The organism is Escherichia sp. WS547 (assembly GCF_046486065.1).
GTDB lineage: Bacteria > Pseudomonadota > Gammaproteobacteria > Enterobacterales > Enterobacteriaceae > Escherichia > Escherichia coli.
In genome coordinates this window covers 18,806-43,498 of record NZ_JBJQMA010000003.1, presented here as the reverse complement: position 1 = coordinate 43,498, position 24,693 = coordinate 18,806, and the positions used below count along the sequence as shown (strand labels likewise).

General features: G+C 51.6%; 20 protein-coding genes. 7 read left to right on the top strand and 13 right to left on the bottom strand.

Going from position 1 to position 24,693, the window contains the following annotated elements; genetic code table 11:
* Window positions 1-10: 10 nt before the first annotated feature.
* The 3 genes from zapG to degS all read left to right on the top strand — a co-directional run bounded on the left by zapG (window position 11) and on the right by degS (window position 3,087).
* On the top strand, window positions 11-409 hold the full coding sequence (zapG, locus tag ACJHWK_RS03875) for a Z-ring associated protein ZapG (protein WP_001295270.1): 399 nt from the start codon (window positions 11-13) through the stop codon (window positions 407-409).
* 153 nt (window positions 410-562) lie between these two features.
* On the top strand, window positions 563-1,930 hold the full coding sequence (gene degQ / locus ACJHWK_RS03870; RefSeq protein WP_001295271.1) for a serine endoprotease DegQ: 1,368 nt from the start codon (window positions 563-565) through the stop codon (window positions 1,928-1,930).
* A gap of 89 nt (window positions 1,931-2,019) precedes the next feature.
* Window positions 2,020-3,087 (top strand): outer membrane-stress sensor serine endopeptidase DegS, encoded by a 1,068-nt coding sequence (degS, locus tag ACJHWK_RS03865; RefSeq protein ID WP_000497723.1) that lies wholly within the window; start codon window positions 2,020-2,022, stop codon window positions 3,085-3,087.
* Between the two features lie 62 nt (window positions 3,088-3,149).
* Here degS and mdh read toward each other — a convergent pair whose 3' ends face one another.
* Window positions 3,150-4,088 carry a malate dehydrogenase gene (mdh, locus tag ACJHWK_RS03860; protein WP_001521411.1) on the bottom strand — a complete coding sequence of 313 codons (939 nt, stop codon included), beginning with the start codon at window positions 4,086-4,088 and terminating at the stop codon, window positions 3,150-3,152.
* 434 nt (window positions 4,089-4,522) lie between these two features.
* Between mdh and argR the strand changes: the two genes are divergently transcribed.
* Both argR and yhcN read left to right on the top strand, forming a co-directional pair.
* Window positions 4,523-4,993: a transcriptional regulator ArgR gene (gene argR / locus ACJHWK_RS03855; RefSeq protein ID WP_001257846.1), complete on the top strand. Its 471-nt coding sequence runs from the start codon at window positions 4,523-4,525 to the stop codon at window positions 4,991-4,993.
* Between the two features lie 364 nt (window positions 4,994-5,357).
* Window positions 5,358-5,621, top strand: a complete 264-nt coding sequence (yhcN, locus tag ACJHWK_RS03850) for a peroxide/acid stress response protein YhcN (RefSeq protein ID WP_000695690.1) — start codon at window positions 5,358-5,360, stop codon at window positions 5,619-5,621.
* A 55-nt stretch (window positions 5,622-5,676) separates the two neighbouring features.
* Here yhcN and ACJHWK_RS03845 read toward each other — a convergent pair whose 3' ends face one another.
* The 4 genes from ACJHWK_RS03845 to aaeX form a co-directional block, all read right to left on the bottom strand.
* The gene (locus ACJHWK_RS03845; RefSeq protein WP_001029005.1) at window positions 5,677-5,949 is read right to left on the bottom strand and encodes a barstar family protein; all 273 of its coding nucleotides are present in this window, start codon (window positions 5,947-5,949) and stop codon (window positions 5,677-5,679) included.
* Window positions 5,950-6,040: 91 nt separating this feature from the next.
* The gene (aaeB, locus tag ACJHWK_RS03840) at window positions 6,041-8,008 is read right to left on the bottom strand and encodes a p-hydroxybenzoic acid efflux pump subunit AaeB (RefSeq protein WP_001521412.1); all 1,968 of its coding nucleotides are present in this window, start codon (window positions 8,006-8,008) and stop codon (window positions 6,041-6,043) included.
* A gap of 5 nt (window positions 8,009-8,013) precedes the next feature.
* Window positions 8,014-8,946 (bottom strand): p-hydroxybenzoic acid efflux pump subunit AaeA, encoded by a 933-nt coding sequence (aaeA, locus tag ACJHWK_RS03835; RefSeq protein WP_000854033.1) that lies wholly within the window; start codon window positions 8,944-8,946, stop codon window positions 8,014-8,016.
* 7 nt (window positions 8,947-8,953) lie between these two features.
* Window positions 8,954-9,157, bottom strand: coding sequence for a p-hydroxybenzoic acid efflux pump operon protein AaeX (gene aaeX, locus ACJHWK_RS03830; RefSeq protein ID WP_000051841.1), 204 nt, complete (start codon window positions 9,155-9,157; stop codon window positions 8,954-8,956).
* Window positions 9,158-9,339: 182 nt separating this feature from the next.
* Between aaeX and aaeR the strand changes: the two genes are divergently transcribed.
* A complete protein-coding gene (aaeR, locus tag ACJHWK_RS03825) occupies window positions 9,340-10,269 on the top strand; it encodes an HTH-type transcriptional activator AaeR (RefSeq protein ID WP_000440317.1) in 930 nt (309 codons plus the stop codon).
* A 127-nt stretch (window positions 10,270-10,396) separates the two neighbouring features.
* On the opposite strand, the gene tldD is transcribed toward aaeR, so the two are convergent.
* The 8 genes from tldD to csrD form a co-directional block, all read right to left on the bottom strand.
* On the bottom strand, window positions 10,397-11,842 hold the full coding sequence (tldD, locus tag ACJHWK_RS03820) for a metalloprotease TldD (RefSeq protein ID WP_000055909.1): 1,446 nt from the start codon (window positions 11,840-11,842) through the stop codon (window positions 10,397-10,399).
* A 155-nt stretch (window positions 11,843-11,997) separates the two neighbouring features.
* Window positions 11,998-15,798, bottom strand: coding sequence for an AsmA2 domain-containing protein YhdP (gene yhdP, locus ACJHWK_RS03815; protein ID WP_001521413.1), 3,801 nt, complete (start codon window positions 15,796-15,798; stop codon window positions 11,998-12,000).
* A gap of 67 nt (window positions 15,799-15,865) precedes the next feature.
* Window positions 15,866-17,335, bottom strand: coding sequence for a ribonuclease G (rng, locus tag ACJHWK_RS03810; protein WP_000123197.1), 1,470 nt, complete (start codon window positions 17,333-17,335; stop codon window positions 15,866-15,868).
* Window positions 17,325-17,918, bottom strand: coding sequence for a nucleoside triphosphate pyrophosphatase YhdE (gene yhdE, locus ACJHWK_RS03805; protein WP_000203103.1), 594 nt, complete (start codon window positions 17,916-17,918; stop codon window positions 17,325-17,327). Before yhdE ends, rng begins: the two co-directional genes overlap by 11 nt.
* Before the next feature lie 8 nt (window positions 17,919-17,926).
* Window positions 17,927-18,415 carry a rod shape-determining protein MreD gene (mreD, locus tag ACJHWK_RS03800; RefSeq protein ID WP_000179409.1) on the bottom strand — a complete coding sequence of 163 codons (489 nt, stop codon included), beginning with the start codon at window positions 18,413-18,415 and terminating at the stop codon, window positions 17,927-17,929.
* Window positions 18,415-19,518 (bottom strand): rod shape-determining protein MreC, encoded by a 1,104-nt coding sequence (gene mreC, locus ACJHWK_RS03795; RefSeq protein WP_000802511.1) that lies wholly within the window; start codon window positions 19,516-19,518, stop codon window positions 18,415-18,417. The genes mreD and mreC overlap by 1 nt, the downstream gene beginning before the upstream one ends.
* A 65-nt stretch (window positions 19,519-19,583) precedes the next feature.
* Window positions 19,584-20,627, bottom strand: a complete 1,044-nt coding sequence (mreB, locus tag ACJHWK_RS03790) for a rod shape-determining protein MreB (protein ID WP_000913396.1) — start codon at window positions 20,625-20,627, stop codon at window positions 19,584-19,586.
* A 304-nt stretch (window positions 20,628-20,931) separates the two neighbouring features.
* Complete coding sequence (gene csrD / locus ACJHWK_RS03785; protein WP_001521414.1) at window positions 20,932-22,872, bottom strand: RNase E specificity factor CsrD; 1,941 nt, start codon at window positions 22,870-22,872, stop codon at window positions 20,932-20,934.
* A gap of 151 nt (window positions 22,873-23,023) precedes the next feature.
* On the opposite strand from csrD, the gene ACJHWK_RS03780 reads away from it, so the two are divergent.
* On the top strand, window positions 23,024-23,998 hold the full coding sequence (locus ACJHWK_RS03780) for an MDR family oxidoreductase (protein ID WP_001148473.1): 975 nt from the start codon (window positions 23,024-23,026) through the stop codon (window positions 23,996-23,998).
* Window positions 23,999-24,693: the final 695 nt, after the last annotated feature.

Genomic DNA, 24,693 nt, shown 5'->3' with positions numbered 1-24,693 from the left:
GGAGATGTTCATGACCTGGGAATATGCGCTAATTGGGTTAGTCGTCGGCATCATTATTGGTGCTGTGGCCATGCGTTTTGGTAATCGTAAACTACGCCAGCAACAGGCGTTGCAGTACGAACTGGAAAAGAATAAAGCTGAACTGGACGAGTACCGCGAAGAGCTGGTTAGCCACTTTGCCCGCAGCGCGGAATTACTGGATACCATGGCGCACGACTATCGCCAGCTGTATCAACACATGGCGAAAAGCTCCAGCAGCCTGCTGCCGGAACTGTCTGCTGAAGCAAACCCGTTCCGTAATCGTCTGGCAGAGTCTGAAGCCAGCAACGATCAGGCACCGGTGCAGATGCCTCGCGACTATTCTGAAGGCGCGTCAGGCCTGCTGCGTACTGGCGCGAAGCGCGACTAATTTATTTTTCGGGCGCAGCCATTGCGCCCTCCTCTTCTTTCCCTCCCCGTCTATCATTTAATCTGGTGTCTCATTGTTAGCCGTCTGAAAATTCAATAACATCAAACTGTTTTGAATCTCTTTTCTTATCATTCAGGTACGAGAGCAGGAATAATGAAAAAACAAACCCAGCTGTTGAGTGCATTAGCGTTAAGTGTCGGGTTAACTCTCTCGGCGTCATTTCAGGCCGTTGCGTCGATTCCAGGCCAGGTTGCCGATCAGGCCCCTCTCCCCAGTCTGGCCCCAATGCTGGAAAAAGTGCTTCCGGCAGTGGTGAGCGTACGGGTGGAAGGAACGGCCAGTCAGGGACAGAAAATCCCGGAAGAATTCAAAAAGTTTTTTGGTGATGATTTACCGGATCAACCTGCACAACCCTTCGAAGGTTTAGGCTCCGGTGTCATCATCAACGCCAGTAAAGGCTATGTGCTGACTAACAACCATGTGATTAATCAGGCACAGAAAATCAGTATTCAGCTCAATGATGGGCGCGAGTTTGATGCAAAACTGATTGGTAGCGATGACCAGAGCGATATCGCCCTGTTGCAAATTCAAAACCCGAGCAAATTAACGCAAATCGCTATTGCCGACTCCGATAAATTGCGCGTCGGTGATTTTGCCGTGGCGGTCGGTAACCCATTTGGCCTTGGGCAAACCGCCACCTCTGGCATTGTGTCAGCATTAGGCCGCAGTGGGTTGAATCTTGAAGGTCTGGAAAACTTTATCCAGACAGATGCTTCCATTAACCGCGGTAACTCCGGCGGTGCACTGTTAAATCTTAACGGTGAGTTAATTGGCATCAACACGGCAATCCTTGCGCCTGGTGGCGGGAGCGTCGGGATTGGATTTGCCATCCCCAGTAATATGGCGCGAACACTGGCGCAGCAGCTTATCGACTTTGGTGAAATCAAACGCGGTCTGTTAGGCATCAAAGGCACAGAGATGAGTGCCGATATCGCCAAAGCCTTCAACCTTGACGTGCAGCGTGGCGCGTTTGTCAGCGAAGTGTTGCCAGGTTCTGGCTCGGCAAAAGCGGGCGTCAAAGCGGGCGATATTATTACCAGCCTCAACGGCAAACCGCTGAATAGCTTTGCTGAGTTGCGCTCTCGTATCGCAACCACCGAGCCGGGCACGAAAGTGAAGCTTGGCCTGCTGCGTAACGGCAAACCACTGGAAGTAGAAGTGACGCTCGATACCAGCACCTCTTCGTCGGCCAGCGCTGAAATGATCACGCCAGCGCTTGAAGGTGCAACGTTGAGCGATGGTCAGCTAAAAGATGGCGGCAAAGGTATTAAGATCGATGAGGTTGTCAAAGGAAGCCCAGCTGCTCAGGCAGGCTTGCAAAAAGACGATGTGATCATTGGCGTCAACCGCGATCGGGTGAACTCGATTGCTGAAATGCGTAAAGTGCTGGCGGCAAAACCGGCCATCATCGCCCTGCAAATTGTACGCGGCAATGAAAGCATCTATCTGCTGATGCGTTAATGTCGTAAACCGGGCATCAGGCTGACGTGTGATGTCCGGTTAACTCGTGGTATGCTGCTGCCGTTCCCTTTTTTAATGACGCCTCCATCATGTTTGTGAAGCTCTTACGTTCCGTTGCGATTGGATTAATTGTCGGCGCTATTCTGCTGGTTGCCATGCCTTCGCTGCGCAGCCTTAACCCGCTTTCCACTCCGCAATTTGACAGTACCGATGAGACGCCTGCCAGCTATAATCTGGCGGTTCGCCGCGCCGCACCAGCGGTGGTTAACGTTTACAACCGTGGTTTGAACACCAACTCTCACAACCAGCTTGAGATCCGCACCCTGGGATCCGGTGTAATCATGGATCAACGCGGTTATATCATCACCAATAAACACGTCATCAACGACGCCGATCAGATCATCGTCGCCTTACAGGATGGGCGTGTATTTGAAGCATTGCTGGTGGGATCTGACTCTCTAACCGATCTGGCGGTACTTAAAATTAATGCCACTGGCGGTTTACCTACCATTCCAATCAATGCACGTCGCGTACCGCACATTGGCGACGTGGTACTGGCGATCGGTAACCCGTACAACCTCGGGCAGACCATTACCCAGGGGATTATTAGTGCCACGGGTCGAATTGGTCTGAACCCAACCGGGCGGCAAAACTTCCTGCAAACTGATGCTTCCATTAACCACGGTAACTCTGGCGGCGCGCTGGTGAACTCGCTGGGCGAACTGATGGGCATTAACACGCTATCGTTTGATAAGAGTAACGATGGCGAAACGCCGGAAGGCATCGGCTTTGCGATTCCTTTCCAGTTAGCAACCAAAATTATGGATAAGCTGATCCGCGATGGTCGCGTGATCCGCGGCTACATTGGTATCGGCGGACGTGAGATCGCACCACTGCACGCGCAGGGCGGTGGTATAGATCAACTGCAAGGGATCGTGGTTAATGAAGTGTCACCTGACGGCCCGGCGGCGAATGCGGGTATTCAGGTCAATGATTTGATTATTTCGGTGGATAACAAACCGGCCATCTCTGCTCTGGAGACGATGGATCAGGTGGCGGAAATTCGCCCTGGTTCGGTGATCCCGGTTGTAGTGATGCGTGATGATAAGCAGTTAACGCTGCAGGTCACCATTCAGGAATATCCGGCAACCAATTAAGTCGTGCGCTCAAAACAAAAAACCGGAGTCTGCGCTCCGGTTTTTTATTATCCGCTAATCAATTACTTATTAACGAACTCTTCGCCCAGAGCGATATCTTTCTTCAGCGTATCCAGCATACCTTCCAGCGCGTTCTGTTCAAATGCGCTCAGGGTGCCGATAGATTTACGCTCTTCCACGCCGTTTTTACCCAGCAGCAGCGGTTGAGAGAAGAAACGTGCGTACTGACCGTCGCCTTCAACGTAGGCACATTCGACAACGCCTTGTTCGCCCTGCAGTGCGCGAACCAGAGACAGACCAAAACGTGCAGCTGCCTGGCCCATAGACAGGGTTGCAGACCCGCCACCGGCTTTCGCTTCAACCACCTCAGTACCCGCGTTCTGGATACGTTTGGTCAGATCAGCCACTTCCTGCTCGGTAAAGCTAACGCCAGGAACCTGTGACAGCAGCGGCAGAATGGTAACACCAGAGTGACCACCAATAACCGGCACTTCAACTTCGCCTGGCTGTTTGCCTTTCAGTTCCGCAACAAAGGTGTTGGAACGAATGATATCCAGCGTGGTAACGCCGAACAGTTTGTTTTTGTCATAAACACCGGCTTTTTTCAGCACTTCAGCAGCAATCGCAACTGTGGTGTTAACCGGGTTAGTGATAATACCAATGCACGCTTTCGGGCAGGTTTTCGCAACTTGCTGTACCAGGTTTTTCACGATGCCGGCGTTAACGTTAAACAGGTCGGAACGATCCATACCCGGTTTACGCGCTACACCTGCAGAGATAAGAACGACATTTGCGCCTTCCAGCGCCGGAGTCGCATCTTCACCAGAAAAACCTTTGATTTTCACAGCAGTAGGGATATGGCTCAGATCGACAGCCACACCGGGAGTCACTGGAGCGATATCATACAGAGAGAGTTCTGAACCTGAAGGCAGTTGGGTTTTTAACAGTAGTGCAAGCGCCTGGCCAATACCGCCAGCAGCGCCGAGGACTGCGACTTTCATCCTAAACTCCTTATTATATTGATAAACTAAGATATGTTGCTCCGCTGCCGCGACCTTAATCCACAAAATTGCCGTTTACAATGACCACATCTCAAGAATGTGTAGTCACGCAAGTTTAGCGTTTATGCATTTAATTGCCGTAATCAGGAACCTAACTTACGTAATTAACAGTCGCTTATGCATTAGCGCAACATTCCAACAGGTGGTGACAATATACCCTACCGTTCAGCCAAAACAACATCAATTTGATAACAATTAATTTACTTTTAAGCAGAATTTGCATGCCGTGACGCAGGCATGTTTCTCAATAACGAAATTTGATAAAATCCCGCTCTTTCATAACATTATTTCAGCCTTCTTCAGGGCTGACTGTTTGCATAAAAATTCATCTGTATGCACAATAATGTTGTATCAACCACCATATCGGGTGACTTATGCGAAGCTCGGCTAAGCAAGAAGAACTAGTTAAAGCATTTAAAGCATTACTTAAAGAAGAGAAATTTAGCTCCCAGGGCGAAATCGTCGCCGCGTTGCAGGAGCAAGGCTTTGACAATATTAATCAGTCTAAAGTCTCGCGGATGTTGACCAAGTTTGGTGCTGTACGTACACGCAATGCCAAAATGGAAATGGTTTACTGCCTGCCAGCTGAACTGGGTGTACCAACCACCTCCAGTCCATTGAAGAATCTGGTGCTGGATATCGACTACAACGATGCAGTTGTCGTGATTCATACCAGCCCTGGCGCGGCACAGTTAATTGCTCGCCTGCTGGACTCACTGGGCAAAGCAGAAGGTATTCTGGGCACCATCGCTGGCGATGACACCATCTTTACCACCCCTGCTAACGGTTTCACCGTCAAAGACCTGTACGAAGCGATTTTAGAGCTGTTCGACCAGGAGCTTTAATCTCTGCCCCGTCGCTTCTGGCGGCGGGGAAAATGTTGCTTATCCCTCTCAACCCCCTGCTTTCCCCTGCGATTAATTTAACGAATAGTGCGTTTTACTGCGACATGTCATTCACATAATGAATACATACGGTAAAAAAAGCACATTATGCAAAATTCATTATCTAATTGAAAATACTAGAATTAAAAATAAATAACCGTGTTTTTAATTCTTTTTTGTTATTAAAACTCACATTTTTAACACTTAGTATCAACTGAAACAGTTAGCATGGTATTAATTAGTTCAATAATTAGTGTATACTTGATTTTGTGATATGGGTCACGAAACAAAGGCCCAGCTAAAAGATTATGTCGAGGTAAAAATCATGAAAATCAAAACCACTGTTGCTGCATTAAGCGTACTTTCTGTTCTCTCTTTCGGTGCATTCGCTGCCGACTCCATTGATGCTGCACAAGCACAAAATCGTGAAGCAATCGGGACCGTATCCGTAAGTGGTGTGGCGTCTTCGCCAATGGATATGCGTGAAATGCTGAACAAAAAAGCAGAAGAGAAAGGCGCAACGGCCTACCAGATTACGGAAGCTCGTAGCGGTGACACCTGGCACGCTACGGCTGAACTGTACAAATAAACCCTCATCGTCTTGTCCGACGATATTGCCCCCGGTTCGGGGGCTTTTTTTTGCGCTAATGACGAACATTAAAACGCAAATGCCCTTCCAGCTCTTCCTCTGCCTCATCAAACAGCAATATTAACGCGCCAAAACGGCGACGCGTTTTCTCTCCCAGATGAACAAATTCAATCTCAAGTGGTAGCGGCAGGACATCGTTCATTAACACATCCCATAGTGAGTCGAGATCGCGTACCTTATCTTTCGCCAGACCAAAGGCTTGGCTGAAGTCGCGATAAAAATCCTCCTGACTCTCAATCTCATCAAAATCAAAGGTATAAATATTCATCTGTTGCCACCGTCACGTTTCGCGGCGAGTTCTGCCGTTCATCGCTAAGTATAGCCATGAAAAAACCGACGCTTTTGGCGTCGGTTTTGACTTAACTATCGGTCAACGCATGTTGATACTTATGCAGCATCCCCGCCAGCCGATGAACCGGTTCCGTCACCTGCGGTGGCGCTTGCCAGATGCGTAGCTTTTCCTGGTAGATTTCAAGTTCTTCCAGCAACTGGCCAAAGTACCGACGACGTTTATCATCGCTACGGGCAGATATCACATGGTCTGCTGTGCGGCGCATTTGTCGGTGAAACGCCGATAAATCCTCGTTAACCGGGATCGGCGCATCACGCAGGCGCTGGTGCGCGATAATCATCGTCAGCGCCAGGCGAAATTTCGGCAAATCCCCTGGGAACTTATTCATCAGCAAAAACAGCTGCTGATAAAGTGCCGGGAGGTGGTTCTCTTTACGACGTGCCACATTGGTAGTCATCGCGGAAACAGCGGCAGAAACAAACTGATTAAGCAGTACACGTCCGGTCCTGTCGCGCGATTTATCCCGCACCAGCAAAATAACGGTGAACGCGAGCACACAACCGACGATTTGCCCTAATGCGCTGTCGAGAAACTGACTGAAATGGAAAGTCATCGGGTTATCCAGCACGATAATATTTATGGTGCTGGCCAGTGCCCCCATCGAGCCCAGTCGCCGTTTCTGTACTTCTATACCGAGGAAGAATCCCAGCACTGCCAGGCTAATGCACAGCAGCAACATGCTCTGTTGGGTATTAGGGATAATCACCAAAAAGTAGAGCAGCCCTAACGGCAGCGCTGCCAGCGTCCCGTAGATAAAGTCGATCGCCACCATGCGTGGATTTGGCAAACGCATTGCCAGTGACGTCACTACCGCAATCATCACCATTGCACCACTGCCGGAAGTCCAGCCCGTCCACAGCCAGAAAAGCGTGCCCAGAATGCAGGAAAGTGTGGTTCGCCAGAAGTTAACCATCGCATGATGACGTTCGGCTGACTCTACTTTGACTTCCGGTTCGCCTTGCAGGATCTCTTCTTCGGTGGCGTTGATTTTTGTGTTACTGATAACGCCGCGCTTGAGAAGCTGATAACGCGTTACCGCCGCGACCCAGCTATAAATGGTGACAGGCGTTTCCCGTTCCCCGGTCCAGGCGATCACTCTCCGCAGGCGTTTGAGCTGCTTGTGGACGTCCTGCGCGGTTTCTACCGGCGTGTCAAAAAATTCGCGGAAAGTATCAGTGATCAATTCCGGGCGCGTATTCTGAATAAGATAAGTTTCGCAGGATTGGGTAATCAGCGTCAGCGATAGCGTATTGATCGCTTTTAAACGTCGATTGGCCCGCGCCCAGCGGGAAGATTCCATATTCAGGTTGCTGCGCATACCTTGTAACGCCGTAGTACGTCGCACCAGATCGCCCCAGGCTTTATCGACAACTTCACCATCGCCATGCTTGATACAGAGTTGCATTAATTGATATTGCGCAACCAGCAAACTTTCCAGCTCTCGATCCACTTCTTGTTTGATCGATCGCGGAGAAAAGAGCAAATCCGCCATAATTGCACACACAATACCGATAACGATCTCGCTACAACGTTCGACGGCAAACTGCGGCGTAAGCAATGGTTCCGGCTGAATGGTGATCACAATGATCAGCGCGGTATAACCGGCCAGCCCCCACGCATACGAGTTTTCTATTCGTACCAGCGAGGATATCCAGGTACAAAAACCGGCCCAGATACAGCACACCAGAATCATCAATAATGGTGCTCGGATCATCGCAATGATGATTACCAGTCCGGCAATACAGCCAATAAATGTGCCGATGATGCGCAAAAAGCCACGATAGCGAATAGCGCCAGAATACGGTTCACCTCCCGCAGCAAAGGCCGGACCGGCGGCAACAATCGCCGCTGTCAGTACTGCCCAGCGTGGCGTTTCCAGCTGGAAGTGAAAGCCAACAAACAGCGCCAGTACAATGGCGGTCGCCAGTTTTACCGCAAAGCGAATATGTTGGTTAGCAATGGAGAAAATACCCATCGTGATTAACCAAACTCACGCAGGCGATGGGCCATTTTACGGAAGAACGAATCCTGGCTTTCGTCGCGATCTTGTTTGCCAGTGACCACCACTGTAGCAGTGGTGCCCGCAGGCCAGATGTTCTCTTGCTGGTTGTCGAGACGAATACGAACCGGAACACGTTGCGCCAAACGCACCCATTCAAGGTTAGAGTCGATGGTCGCCATCCCTTTGTCGTCACGCGTGCTGCTGGCGTTGGTGACCCCAGCGGCAACACTATCAACAGTCCCTTTCAGCACTTTGTTACTGCCAAGCGGCGTGATCTCTGCACGATACCCAGGGCGCACCCCTTCCAGCTTAGTTTCTTCCATATAGGCCAGTACATAGAAGGAGTTCTGTTTCACCAGCGCAACCGCCGTTGATCCACGGGTAATAAACTCACCGGTATAGACGTTGAGGTTGGTCACCCAGCCATCTGCTGGCGCGCGGATCACCGTGCGTTCAAGATCCAGTTTTGCCAGATCGCGGGTCGCCTGCGCTTTCGCTAACTGATGCAGAACTGTTTGTAGTACGTTGTTGGCCTGGTCGATCTCTTCGCGAGACATCGCCTGCACACCGAGACGGTTACGACGTCCTGCCTCCTGGCGTTTCTCCTGTGCCAGTACCTGATAATAAGCAACATCGGCTTGCGCTTCCTCAAGCGCCTTTTGATAGCGCGGCTGGTCGATGGTGAACAGTACCTGTCCTTTTTTCACCAGCTGGTTATCATGAACATTCACCTGGGTGATAAGTCCAGAAACGTCCGGCGCGATCGCAACGACGTCAGCGCTAAAGCGCGCGTCACGCGTCCACGGGGATTCGGTGTAATAGACCCAGGCATTAAAAATTGCGATGAAGGCCAGAATGACTAATACGACCGTGATGGCCGTACGGGAGAATTTTCTTATTAGTGTTTTCACTTCAACCTCAAACGAACAGTCGCGATATCAAATAAAACAAGCAGCAATAGAGCGCGGTGTTGAACAACGCCGGATGCCAGACAAAGTCGTAGATACCTGTTGGCACAAGTACCCGGCGCACCAGCCAGAAAATCGCCAGTGATAAAAGCAATTCAAAAAATATCGGTGGGAAGGACAGCCCAAACACCACGATAACGGGAAACAGACTCATGTTGACCTTGGTTGTATAGAGAGAGCAGGCGTTATTATTTTCAGCATCTGTCGCCGCAGAGAAGGGCATGGAAAGCCGGGCGAGAGCAACATTGCTGTAGATTGATATTTAATATATTAGCGTAACTGTTATGCTGTTATCTATATTATGTGATCTAAATCACTTTTAAGTCAGAGTGAATAATGGAACGACTAAAACGCATGTCGGTGTTTGCCAAAGTAGTTGAATTTGGCTCTTTTACCGCCGCCGCCAGACAGCTACAGATGAGCGTTTCGTCCATCAGTCAGACGGTGTCAAAACTGGAAGATGAGTTGCAGGTAAAGCTGTTAAACCGTAGCACACGCAGCATTGGCCTGACCGAAGCCGGTAGAATTTACTACCAGGGCTGCCGTCGGATGCTCCATGAAGTGCAGGATGTTCATGAGCAACTGTATGCCTTCAATAACACCCCCATCGGGACGCTGCGCATTGGCTGTTCTTCAACTATGGCACAAAATGTTCTCGCCGGGCTGACAGCAAAAATGCTGAAAGAATACCCAGGTTTGAGCGTCAATCTGGTTACCGGAATTCCTGCCCCCGACCTGATTGCCGATGGTCTGGATGTGGTGATCCGCGTCGGCGCGTTGCAGGATTCCAGCCTGTTTTCCCGCCGTCTGGGCGCGATGCCGATGGTGGTGTGCGCCGCGAAAAGCTATCTCACACAATACGGCATACCGGAAAAACCCGCCGATTTGAGTAGTCATTCATGGCTTGAATACAGCGTGCGGCCCGACAATGAATTTGAACTGATCGCACCGGAAGGGATCTCGACTCGCCTGATCCCACAAGGAAGATTTGTGACTAATGATCCGATGACGCTGGTGCGCTGGCTGACGGCGGGTGCCGGGATCGCCTACGTGCCGCTGATGTGGGTGATCAACGAGATCAATCGTGGGGAGCTGGAGATCCTGCTGCCGCGTTATCAGTCAGATCCACGCCCGGTTTATGCGTTATATACCGAAAAAGATAAGCTGCCGCTGAAGGTACAGGTCGTGATCAACTCGCTGACGGATTATTTTGTTGAGGTCGGTAAATTGTTTCAGGAGATGCACGGGCGCGGGAAAGAGAAGTAATTAATATTATACTGTTACGTTGTACAAACCTGTGCCAACGGGTTCCCCTCACCCTAACCCCAGAGGGGCGAGGGGACCGTTCGTGCACGTAGAAGGATTAATTATCCTTCTGAAAATAGTGAAATTATTACGCGGTACCGCCAACAGTCAGGTTATCAACTTTCAGCGTTGGCTGGCCCACGCCAACCGGCAAACTTTGCCCTTCTTTACCGCAGACACCCACGCCGTTATCCAGTTTCAGGTCGTTGCCCACCATCGAAATCTGCTGCATGGTTTCGATACCGGAACCAATCAACGTCGCGCCTTTCACCGGCTTCGTTACTTTACCGTTTTCAATCAGATACGCTTCTGAAGTGGAGAAAACGAATTTGCCGGATGTAATATCCACCTGACCGCCACCAAAGTTCGGTGCATAGATACCGTACTCAACAGATTCAATAATTTCTTGCGGGGTCGATTTACCCGGCAGCATATAGGTGTTGGTCATACGCGGCATCGGCAGATGAGCGTAGGATTCACGGCGACCGTTGCCAGTCGGCGTCATCCCCATCAAACGCGCGTTGAGTTTATCCTGCATGTAGCCTTTCAGGATGCCATTCTCAATCAGCACGTTGTACTGGCCTGGCGTACCTTCGTCATCAATCGCCACCGAACCACGGCGATCGACCATCGTGCCGTCATCAACCACGGTACACAGTTCAGAAGCCACCAGCTCCCCGACCTGTCCACTAAATACTGAAGTGCCACGGCGGTTGAAGTCGCCTTCCAGACCGTGCCCCACCGCTTCATGCAACAGCACGCCCGGCCAACCTGCGCCAAGTACTACCGGCATGGTGCCTGCTGGTGCGGCGACGGCAGAAAGATTGACCAGCGCCATACGCACTGCTTCTTTTGCCCATGCATCCGCACGGACTTCACCGTCAAGATCGGCAAGGAAGAACTCATAACCAAAACGACCGCCGCCGCCACTGGCACCGCGTTCGCGTTTGCCATCTTCTTCGACCAGAACGCTCACGGAAAGACGCACCAGCGGACGGACATCCGCCGCTAGCGTGCCGTCGGTGGCCGCAACCAGAATTAATTCATAGACACCACTGAGGCTGGCAGTCACTTCCTGTACGCGCTTGTCCGCTTCGCGGGCAACCTTATCGACGCGACGCAGGATATCCAGCTTCTCTTCACGGCTCATGCTTTGCAGCGGATCTACCGAGGTATACAACGGGCTATGCTCTACCGCGCCCAGCGTCTGTACTTTGCCATCACCACTATCACGGACGATGGTGCGCGCCGCTTGCGCACTCTGTTCCAGCGCCAGCAGGCTGATTTGGTCTGCGTAAGCAAATCCGGTTTTTTCACCGCTGATTGCACGCACACCAACGCCCTGATCGATGTTGTAAGAACCATCTTTAATAATGCGGTCTTCTAAAACCCAGGATTCGTGATAGCTCGACTGAAAATAGAGATCGCCATAATCAAGGCGACGCTCGGCCAGTTGACCGAGGATCGCGAACAAGTCCTGATGTTTCAGGCCGTTCGCCGCTAGCAATTGTTCACTTACCAGGTTAAGACTCATCGTTTTTGCTACTCGTTAGTTACTGCAGTAGAGGATTTTTTACGGCTGCCGGATGCGGCGTGAACGCCCTGTCCGGCCTACGGTTATGTTCTGGCTCGTTGGCCTTTGGCAACGATTATCATATGAGATTGGGGCAATTACGCGCCCTCGTCAAATCATTGCGCTTTTTCTTTACGCGGTTGGCGCAACACTTCGTTGATTTGCGGATCGTCCAGCGGACCCGAAATGTGATAGCGCAAAATGGAGACTTTGCTCCACAGCGGCCCCAGCACTTTACTGGCGGCAAACACTGCCGCGCCAACAATGGGGTTAACCGCAAAAGCCGCAGCCACGCCCACCGTCGCAGAAATCTCTGGTGCGACAACCGCTTCCATATTCAGGTCGCGACGCACCAGATTTACCGACCCTTTCATGGCAATGTCCGCTTCCAGGCCATCCACCAGCGTGTCGTCGGTGTGCATAACGCCGTCTTTAATCCACGCGGTGCTGCGAATGGAGTCAAAATAGAACCCTTCACCAAAGGTGTCTCTGAAATCAAAACGCAGCTTACGCATCAGGGCATCAACGCTCAATAAGCGCAGCAATTGCCCGGCATGTCCGGTATTGATTTCGGTAATTTCGCCTTTGCCCAGTTGAGTATGAATGATGCCATTCAACGTCGCCTCATCTGGTTGCCAGGGTGCTTTGCGCCAGTGTAAATCGTAATCCACATTAAATGACGACTGGCGTATGGGCGTCGTGACACCAAAAAATTCTGCGGCGGCATCAATTTTCTGCCCACGCAGTTTTCCTTTCAGCGAGGTGCGTTCATTTCCCGGATTGTTAACCCATTCACCATCGGCAGTGAGCCGCGAAAAACCAGTATCAATCAGTCCATTAGTCAGCGTTAATGTATTGCCAGAAATGGTGATATCACTGTCAATGCGCCCGAATTTTTGCCCCCAGAACCAGCACTCTGCGCATCGTATTTGTGCGTCCGGCCAGCCACGGAAGCTAATGCGCTCCGTTGTCGGGAAAGGTGATGAATTCGTTGAGTCACCATGAGTTTTCGCCACGCTTGGGTTGTAATAAAGATATTTGATATTCGCCAGCCACGGCGCGTTATTACGCATCGCCAGCGTGGCGTTGATTTCACGCCCTTGCGCCTCAACCTCGGTGCCATTTGCAGTCGGTTGCGAAACAATACTCAGGTTATTCCATTGCTGATTTCCCAGCGACAACATAGGCGTACGTAACGTTATGTGTTGTGGGAAACTCGCTGCACCACCGACACTCTCCGCCGCGCCTTTCTGGAACAGGGCCAGCCACTCGGCACCATTCATCGGCGGCATATTGAGTTCAACGCCACTTTGTTCCGGCAACGGCGGGAGCGTTTTACTGTCTGCCGCCCAAATAGCACGGTCGAGCGTCAGCTTTTGACCAAGCAACCAGCGACTATTGAAATGGTTATCTGCACCAGCCTGTCCGGTTAACTCAAAGCTGTTGAGATTGCCATCAACCTTAACGTTTACCGGCAGTGGTTCACCCGCAGGTTTGGCTAACGGTGAAGGTAAGTGACTGCTCACATTCTTCAAATCGCCGTTTAGCTCTACGTTATAGGTCGCGCCAGCATGATAAGGCAGATCAATGCCCACTTTACCATCCCACGCCACGCTGCCACTTAATGCTTCGTTCACCGCTTCAGGCAAAACGCCGGTTTTCGCTGGTTGCCAGTTACCGTTGAGATTCACCGCAACCTGGTAGGCTTTTGCCCCTTCTTTGGTGGAAAAATCCACGTTCAACGGCTGATTAAACCAGCTTGCTGTCAGTGGTTCACTTTGCAGATCGCCATTGATAAAGCTGAATTTACCGCTCAAATTTTTCAGGGTGCTGTCGAGTGGTTTGATAAACAGACTGTTATTACGCAGCGTCACTTCACCTTTCGCGGTTACCAGTTCGCCGTTCAGCGGGATATCAAGATGTAAGCGAGCATTCACATCGCCGTCGAGCTGGAGTTCTTGCAGGGTTGCACCCAGAGAATCTTTCAGCGGTGTCTCATCAAAGTAAGGGCCGACGGCTTTACCCGGACCTTTAATGTCAGCGTCAATCAGCAGTTTTTCTTTCGAGTAGTCAGGGATCACTGCGGTGAGATTACTCGCGCGCACGCCGCCCAGATTAACGCCATCGGTTTTCATCCATAAACCGTCGTTAATAAAGTCCAGTTCAATATCAAGGTTAGTTAATGCAGGCCAGTCCGGCTGGAAGGCAAACTTCGCGTTGCGCAGCGGCACCAGCACTTCAAACTGACCTTCATTGTGTTTATAGGGGAAGAGTTGCGGATTGCCACCATAAACCAGCGTCGCATTATCCGCTTCACCGCCCTGAATCGCGCCACTTAAGTAATCAACCAGGTCTTTACCCATCAAGTTTTCCGGGAAATAGCGCCAGGCTTGTGAACCATCGTCGGTACTGATGCCAGCCAGAATCCCCAGCCAGGGTTCATCGTTAGCAGGTTGCAGGTAACGAAAACCGCCGCGCGCATGGACGGCTTTGGCTTTAACGTCAATATTACGTCCATCCAGCTGGAAACCTTTGTCATTGTTCAGCCAGCTTATCGTTGCCTGGCCGTCGGCGATTTCAAGTGGCGCACGGAATACCGTTTCGTAAGGCATCTTTGCCTGCTTCATCGATGCGGTAAGCAAACCATTTTCTACGCTGCCGGAAAGCGTCCCGGAGAAGTGTTCCGCACCCGGTAATAATTTCCATTGCTTCCAGGCCAGATCGCTCCACGATGCCTGAAAACGGGTCTTGTCTGCCGCCTGAAGCGGGATATCCAGCGCCAGAGTGTTAATCTTGCCGCTCGGTTGTGTGGAGCGCCAAACATCACCCAGTGCAGGTGAAAGTTTCGCGGCCAGCGGGCGTATGCCCTCCAGGCCTGCCAGCTCCAGATTACTGGCGCGAATCCGGAGTTCGTCACTGCGTTTATTGTCTTTGCCGCCAACGTCCTGTTCCGGTATCCAGGCCAGCGTCAATGCTCCGCTCGGCCAGGGTTTGCCGTCCATCGTGATCCGTGTATCGGGAATAGAGAACTGCCATCCCGGATTTTCACGCGTAATATGCGCGGTCAGATTATCCACCGACAGCGTATGCGTTTCCTTCTCGCCCAACCAGCTGGCACCGCCCTGTTTCAGCCAGACGTCGCCACCGGTTACATCGCCTTTATCGATCGTCATCCAGCCTTCAAGGGAGAACTGCGCCGTTTCCAGCGCAATATTGTCCTGCATCCATTTACCGAGCCACGGCTTCAGGTCGATGTCATCCGCCTGGAGCCAGACGCGACCATTGCTTAACAACCCCTCATCATCGCGCAAATCCATGCGCACCTGCATCACGCCGTGCTGTCCGGTAAGGCTGGAGAGGCTTACCAGGCCTTCCGCACGGTGTCGACGTGGATCGTTCAGCCAGGTGAGTTGTGGGATCGCCAGCTCGGCGCGCTGACCGGATGGCGTCAGGAAACTGACTTCACTGTCGCGGAGATCAAAATGGTCGAACTGACGAAGAAACAGATCGCTGATGTGACTGGCTTCCAGGCTATCATTACCACCGCCGCTGGTGATAGGAGTGTTGGTGCGAAAGCGCAGCTGCCAGAAAGTGAGGTCGCGAAACTGCCAGCGCATATGTAACAGGCTCTGCCAGACATCCAGCGCAAGAGTAACGCGTTTAACCGAAAATTCGCCGCCATCCTTTAGTTCTGCACGGATGTCGTGTGCTTCAAGCGTCGGGCCAAAATTCTGCCAGCTGGCTGAGAGCTGACTGGCTTCTACCGGCATGCCAGTCGCGGATTCTATTTTGTTGAGGATTTCCGGACGCCAGGCATCAAGATGCGGTAAAGCAATACGCAGGCCGCTAACCAGCAGGGCAGCGATCACAACGAGCGCGGCTCCAGTAAGCAGTAATATCCCCGGCAATCGCCTCACCCGTCACTCCTTGTCTGCTAAAAATGTGACTCAAAAACCCTTTGCCGGATGGCGGCCCAGCATCTGTTTACATCATTACGACGTCAAACTGCTCCTGGTTATAGAGCGGTTCAATTTGTACTTTAACCTGTTTGCCAACGAAAATTTCCACTTCCGCCAGCGAGTGTGACTCTTCGCCTTTCAAGGCTTCAGCTACTGCCGGAGAAGCATAGACCAGGAAACGGTCGGAATCATAAGCATGGTGTACACGAACAATCTCGCGCATGATTTCATAGCATACCGTTTCCACGGTTTTCACCGTTCCGCGACCGTGGCAGGTTGGGCATTCGTTACATAGTACGTGCTCAATGCTTTCGCGGGTGCGTTTACGCGTCATCTCCACCAGCCCCAGCGCCGAAAAACCATTAACGCTGGTTTTCACCCGGTCTTTGCTCAACGCCTGCTCCAGCGAGTGCAGCACGCGGCGGCGGTGATCTTCATTATTCATGTCGATGAAATCAATAATGATAATCCCGCCCAGATTACGCAACCGTAACTGGCGAGCGATAGCCTGCGTCGCTTCAATATTGGTATTGAAAATGGTGTCGTCCAGATTGCGATGACCGACAAACGCCCCGGTATTGATGTCTACGGTGGTCATCGCTTCGGTCTGGTCGATAATCAGATAGCCACCGGATTTCAGTTCTACTTTGCGTTCCAGCGCTCGCTGAATTTCGTTTTCGACATCAAAGAGATCGAAAATCGGCTGGCGTCCGGTGTAATGCTCCAGCTTGCTGGTCATCTCGGGAATGTACTCCGAGGTAAACTCCAGCAATGCTTCGTAAGTCAGGCGTGAGTCAACGCGAATGCGGTCGAGTTCGGCGTCGGCGAAATCACGCAGAACACGCTGCGCCAGCGCCAGTTCGCCGTACAGCTGATAACGAGTCTGCGGGCGCTTTTTACGCTCCATCACTTTGGTCCAGACGCGTTTCAGATAAGCGGCATCGGAGGCCAGTTCAGCCTCGCCAACCCCTTCAGCTGCGGTACGGATGATAAACCCGCCCTGCTCGTCGCAATACTCTGCGACCACTTTTTTCAGGCGTTCACGTTCTGATTCGCTTTCAATACGTTGGGAAACCCCAACGTGAGAAGCCCCTGGCATAAACACCAGATAGCGAGAAGGCAGCGTGATATCGGTAGTCAGGCGCGCACCTTTAGTGCCAAGCGGATCTTTCACCACCTGCACCATCAGATCTTGCCCCTGACGGACCAGTTCCGAGATGTCGCGCACCGTGAATTGCTTTTGTTCTTCACCCGCCACACATTCAGTGTGCGGCATGATATCGGATGCATGAAGAAACGCGGCTTTATCCAGCCCAATATCTACAAAAGCCGCCTGCATACCCGGAAGTACACGACTTACACGACCCTTGTAGATATTGCCTACTATTCCGCGTCGCGCCTCACGTTCAATATGAATTTCCTGCAGAATACCGCCATCAATATACGCCACTCGCGTTTCCGAAGGCGTTACGTTTACCAACAATTCAGCCGTCATGTTTATCCCTTTTCTCACGCAGTGCGTTAAAATTACTTAATAATTCATACGTTTCAACCAGCGGTAAGCCGACTACGGCGTGATAGCTGCCATTTATCTTCCTGACAAAACAGCCACCCAGCCCCTGAATACCGTATGCACCTGCTTTATCTAACGGTTCACCGCTGGCGACATAGCCCGCGATGTCTTCGTCTGTTAACGTTCTGAAAGTCACATCGGTGACCACCAGGCAATCGAGAATGTGCTGGCTGTCGGCCAACGCCACTGCCGTCATTACCTGATGGGTCTGACCCGATAATTTGCGCAACATCTGCGCCGCATGTTCTGCGTCGCGCGGTTTCTCCAGCACTTCTCCATTCAGGATAACGATAGTATCCGCACCCAGCACCGGGAGATCCTGCGCCGTGTGCGTGACACCCGCCTGTGCTTTCTCGCGCGCCAGACGCACAACATATTGCTGCGCGCTCTCCTGCGGCTGACGCTGCTCCTCAATGCCCGTAACAATACGTTCAAAGGTCACGCCAAGTTGCGCAAGTAACTCCTGACGACGCGGAGAACCGGAAGCTAAATACAGAGAAGTCATAGAAACCTTTATTGCACTGCAAACTGCTGACGGACTTTACGCATCAGCAAGAAAATCCACGGCCAGAGCACTCCATTGACTACACTACTCCAGAACACTTCCGGTCTGAAAGAGACGTTAATCACTAAAAACTCTGCCCAGAAAACAATAATATCCACCACCAGCGAAAGCAACATGACGACCAGCGCCTGCTGCCATAATGCGAGGTTGCGGAAAAGCTGATATTTCAGCGCCACCAGGTAAGCAATGATGCTCATCGCCAATACGCGTACGCCAAGTGTCGAGCCGCTGATCAGATCCAGTATGGCACCCATCACAAAACCTGTGCCCACATTTACGCGATGAGGCAAGGCCAGGATCCAATACAACAAGATGAGTAACACCCAGTTTGGCCGGAAAACAATCAGGTTATCCGGCCAGGGCATGATTTGCAGCAACAGCGCAATGAGGAAAGAGAGCCAGATTACCCAGCGTCCCTGGCTACGATAGCTCGCCACTATTGCCCTCCCGGCGCACGCGCAGGCGGTTGAGCACCACTTTGCGGCGGCGTAGCCCTTTGTGGAGAGCGATTAGCAGCGGGCTGTGTCGGCGCAGCAGGCGCAGTAGCTGCATTTCCTGTCGCCGGTTGCTGCGGAGTCGGCTGAGCGATCCCCGTTGCCGGTTCGGGTAACTTTGGCCCCATCGCGTCTGGCGAAGGCAATACCTGCGGCATCATCTGCATCAGACGTTCATTAGCAACACGATGCACCTCTTCCGGCGTCATCGGGTTAGCGCCGTTACGATCCGCGCCCCACAGCAGCAGCAGATAACGCAAACGTTGCAGTCCCGCAGTCGGACGCGCCTGAATCACAGTATAAGCGCGCTGGGTATCGAGTTTTACGGAAGAGACAACCGCGACCGGATAGCCTTCCGGGAAACGACCGCCCAGACCGGAAGTCACCAGCACATCACCAACACGAATATCCGTATTCGCTGGCAGATGCTCAAGCTGCAAATCATCCGTACAACCGTTACCGGCTGCAATTACGCGGATATCGTTGCGCAGCACCTGGATTGGCAGCGCGTGGGTCGCATCACAAATCAGCAGCACGCGACTGGTCAGTTTAGCAACGGCCACCACCTGACCAACAACACCTTTGTCACTGATGACCGGCTGGCCTTCATAAACGCCATTAACGCTACCTTTATCGATAACAACTTGATCGCTATAAGGATCGTTAACCGTGGAGATAACCTGAGTCACCATTTTCTGCTCATCCTGACGCAGCGGGGAACCCAGCAGCTCGCGCAGACGCGCGTTCTCCTGTTTGTATTGTCCAAGCATCAGCAGTTCACTGTTTTTCAGCAACAGTTCCTGACGTAACGCCCGGTTTTCAAGTTCTAGTTGGTCACGCGAGGCCAGCGTCTGCGATACGCCATCCAGCAATTCACGAGGAGCATTGGAAACAAAGTAGAAAGGACTGACGGCGGTATCCATATAAGTACGGATTTGACTGAACGTCCCCAGGCGGCTGTCGGCAATAATAATGCCGAGCGCCACCAGCACCGCCAGAATAAGGCGAATCTGTAGCGACGGGCCACGGCTAAAAATTGGCTTCATAAGTTATGCGTATTCTCGTATCAGACCAGGCAGGGTAAACAGACGCTTCCCCTGCCTGCATCCGATTACTCTTCGCTGAACAGGTCGCCGCCGTGCATGTCGATCATTTCCAGCGCTTTGCCGCCACCGCGCGCCACACAGGTTAGCGGGTCTTCAGCAACAACGACTGGAATGCCGGTTTCTTCCATTAACAAACGGTCAAGGTTACGCAGCAGTGCGCCACCACCGGTGAGCACCATGCCGCGCTCGGAGATGTCGGAAGCCAGTTCCGGCGGGCACTGTTCCAGTGCAACCATTACCGCGCTCACAATACCAGTCAGCGGTTCCTGCAGTGCTTCGAGGATTTCGTTGGAGTTCAGGGTAAAACCACGTGGAACACCTTCTGCCAGGTTACGGCCACGAACTTCGATTTCACGGACTTCATCGCCCGGGTAAGCCGAACCGATTTCGTGCTTGATACGTTCTGCGGTGGCTTCACCGATCAGAGAACCGTAATTACGACGCACATAGTTGATGATAGCTTCGTCGAAACGGTCACCACCAATGCGCACGGAAGAGGAGTAAACCACGCCGTTCAAGGAGATAACAGCAACTTCAGTGGTACCACCACCGATATCAACCACCATAGAACCGGTCGCTTCAGAAACCGGCAGGCCAGCACCAATTGCGGCAGCCATCGGTTCTTCAATCAGGAAGACTTCACGGGCACCAGCGCCCTGCGCGGATTCACGAATTGCGCGGCGTTCAACCTGGGTCGCGCCAACCGGCACACAAACCAGAACGCGCGGGCTTGGACGCATAAAGCTGTTGCTGTGCACTTGTTTGATGAAGTGCTGGAGCATTTTTTCAGTCACGAAGAAGTCGGCGATAACGCCGTCTTTCATTGGGCGAATGGCAGCAATATTGCCCGGCGTACGGCCCAGCATCTGCTTCGCGTCATGACCTACTGCAGCTACGCTTTTCGGTGAACCGGCACGATCCTGACGAATGGCCACCACGGAGGGCTCATTCAATACGATGCCTTGTCCTTTTACATAAATGAGGGTATTCGCAGTACCCAGGTCAATGGACAAGTCATTGGAAAACATGCCACGAAATTTTTTCAACATACTAAGGGATAATCCTGAAAGCTGGGGCGGAAAAGAAAATCCGCTTACTTTACCAACCACACGCAGCAGCGACAAGGCGCAAAAATCATCTGCTACGGTGAAAATTAGTGCAGTTCGTTTCCTTTGTTACAAATCTCTGCCTGAGTCCAGAAAGGCTTAATGCATCAGCAGCATTCCTCGCCTGTTTGCAACCGCGTAAGGTCATTCATCTGCATATGTGCTGCAACAATCTGGCGAGCAGACAAGCACACTCCCATGAGACGCAGCGCGCGTTATTCTACGTGAAAACGGATTAAACGGCAGGTTAAACCGAGTATCTTTGTGAATATTTTTTCACGTTAGTATCAAGTGGCTGTGAGGACGCGAAAAAATCCCCTTGCCCACCTGTAACACCGCGCTGAATCAGGGTCTGCCACTCGCTTCGCGAACGCACACCGGTGGCGTAAACCTGGGTGCTGGTCCCGGAGCAGGCTTCCACCAGGCTTTGAACCAGCAGCTGGTTCTCCGTTCGCTTCTCAATGTTTCTGACCAGCCCCGGATGGAGCTTGAGTAACTCAACATTAAGTTCTTTGATCCAACTGGTGCTTACCAGCGCCAAACCAGCCTGGTTGACGGCTACCCGTACCCCTAAAGCATTCACTAAACGAATAACAGGTTGTAAACGACTGATATGTTGACCTACATCGGCCTCTGCAAGTTCAATAATTATGCGTTTTCGTTGCGATCTTTCACATTGCATTAACGTATCGCGCAGCCAACGCTGAAAACGCGGGCGAATCAGCGACTCAACGGTAACCTGAATCGCCAGATTTTCCTCAGGCCAGTAACGCAATAGTGGAATAAGACGGCTGATTTGCAGGCGGTCATACTCTTCCGATAAGCCAAACTGCAAGACCATCGGCATATACTCCGCCGAGCTAACCTCTTCATTACCATCGAAGATGCGGCACATGAGTTCGCGATGATGAACCTGACCTTCGCGAGTAACCGCCGGTTTTTGATAAAGGCGCGGGCCGCCGCGACTCAGCATTTGCTCGATAAGCGTACGCCAGCGAACATTACCGCGTCCTTTTTCAGGCAACGAGTCATCGTAAATAGCCCAGCTATTGCCGCCCTGCAATCCCGCATTACGCGTGGCAGACTCTGCATGTTCCATTACCTGCTCGGTATCCTGACCACTACGCCAGGCGCAGATACCAATGTGGATCATATCGTCGCGATCGAGCATTTTATTGTTCGGCAAGGTATCGACGGCTTTGATTAACTGACCGGCGATGCTCTCTGCCTCTTTTAACGTCCGGTGCGGTAACAGCACAGCAAAATCACTGCGGTGGTAACGCGCCAGCAGTGCGCCAGGGTAGCGCATCATAAATGTCGATAGCAGATTCGTCAGAGAGAAGAACTGTTCTTCAACCTGGCTGTGCCCCCAGGTATCACTCAACATATTGAAATCCGGCAGACGAATCATCATCACGATCCCGTGGGTACCTACTTTCTCTTGATCTTCCAGTAACGTTGCTAACTGATTATCGAAAAAGAGTCGGTTATTGAGGCCGGTTTTCATGTCCTGGGCGGCATAAGAGCGGATCAGCGTATCAAGACGGCTGTGTTGTTCGCGTGCGTTCTGAATTTCACGAAGCAGCGTATCCAGCGCACTGCTGGTTCTGGGCGGCCATTCATAGATGGTTCCCAACACATTAGAGCCACGCTCACCGTTTAAGATACGAGTAGCCCGGGTTTCCAGCAATTCTTGCCCGGCAAGTTGCCGTTGTAACCAGCGTACCGCCAGGAAGAGCATAAGAATGATAAAGCCAATCGCCCCCGTGAGCGGCGCGGTGGTCATCAACGAATGGAAATAGTTGCCCATCGGATCCTGATAAACCAGACGCAGCGACATCCCCGGATGCTTTATCAACGGAACGCTCAGTTCGCGAAACAGATCGCTGGTGCCAACCGGACGATAACTACCATTTCTGGCGAGGGTATAAACCTGTTTATCACCATGCAGCAGGTCTACACGAACGATATCTGCTGACATCATTAATTCGGTAATTTGTGGCCTTAATGCGCTGAAGTCATTCGACACAAGATGGGTATCAATCGCCGTCGCCACCGCCTGAACGCGATGACTAAACTTATACTGAATGGCGTTGTAGAAACTTAGCGAACAGCCCAGCAAAGTCACAAAAATTGTTAACCCGGTGAGCAGCGTAACAAAGGCCGAAAATTTCGTCGTTAATCTCATCCTTGTGTTAACTCCGATAGTGAGGAAGCGGGCATACTAGCAAATCAGATTTATCTCGCAATTTATTGCGCTTCATCGGCTTTGCTTTTCCATTAGCGAGTATAGTCTTCAGAAATTATTTTCCAATCCATCATGCACATGAGGACCACTTATGCAGGCGTTACTTTTAGAACAGCAGGACGGCAAAACTCTCGCATCGGTACAGACTCTGGACGAAAGTCGCCTGCCGGAGGGCGATGTCACGGTTGATGTTCACTGGTCGAGCCTGAACTACAAAGATGCGCTGGCAATTACCGGTAAGGGAAAAATCATCCGTAATTTTCCGATGATTCCTGGGATCGATTTTGCCGGAACTGTACGCACCAGCGAAGATCCGCGTTTTCATGCCGGTCAGGAGGTGTTACTCACTGGCTGGGGCGTTGGTGAAAACCACTGGGGGGGGCTGGCGGAACAGGCGCGAGTGAAAGGTGACTGGCTGGTTGCCATGCCGCAAGGGCTGGACGCGCGTAAAGCAATGATTATCGGTACTGCCGGTTTTACCGCCATGCTGTGTGTGATGGCGCTGGAAGATGCTGGTGTTCGCCCGCAGGATGGGGAGATTGTCGTGACGGGTGCCAGTGGTGGCGTCGGCAGTACCGCCGTGGCGCTGCTGCATAAGTTGGGTTATCAGGTCGTTGCCGTTTCTGGTCGCGAAAGTACCCATGAATATCTGAAAAGTTTAGGAGCCAGCCGTATTCTCCCTCGCGATGAGTTTGCCGAATCCCGTCCTCTGGAAAAACAAGTCTGGGCTGGGGCAATTGACACCGTTGGCGACAAAGTGCTTGCAAAAGTGCTGGCGCAAATGAATTACGGCGGCTGCGTGGCGGCCTGTGGTCTGGCGGGTGGTTTTACTCTGCCAACCACGGTCATGCCATTTATTCTGCGTAATGTCCGTTTACAGGGGGTGGATTCAGTGATGACGCCACCAGCACGCCGCGCACAAGCCTGGCAGCGACTGGTCGCCGATTTACCGGAATCATTCTATACCCAGGCGGCACAAGAGATATCTCTGGCAGAGGCACCGAAGTTTGCCGAGGCCATCATTAATAACCAGATCCAGGGTCGCACGCTGGTGAAGGTTAACTAACCATTTAGCAAGGATTAATAAGAGAGGGAACTCATTTTGAAATCATTATTCAATCGGTTAACGGGAAAAGCGGTTAGCCGGACAGCTTTCGTCAAACATCTTGGTCATGAAGTTGTACAACATCATCCAAACTGGAAAGTCATGATTTCGACTGACCATAAATTGATGCGCACTGTTACTCCACTAAACAGCCATTATTGATACGCCTCCGTCGCCTGTTAGGTTTATGGTGCTTTGCCTGGGCGACGCTACGCTTAACCTGTTACTGATTTCTGGTACCATGGGGTGAATAATCTGATTTTATTTGCCTGCAAATTAACCACTCGAACGTATTTGATGCTGAGCATTGTCAGTCGGTTGATTTTGCGTGCTTTAGCATTCACATCTATCCAGACGATGAAGTGAAAATTGCGTAATCCTCAGCAACCGCTGCGTAATGTCGTCTATCTTGTCGCGATCCTGGCATCCCTACATTATTTGTGGTCTGTGAAGATTATCTCATTGCAGCCCCTCATCTTCGCAGGGCTGGCTTTACAGCTTTTCACCTTACGTTATAAGAAGTTCCGTCGATGATGGCGCTAATTTCGTGAATTGTGCGGCTTGTTGCAAATTACACGGTGTTGAAGGTTATTTACATGTTAGCTGTTGATTATCTTCCCTGATAAGACCAGTATTTAGCTGCCAATTGCTACGAA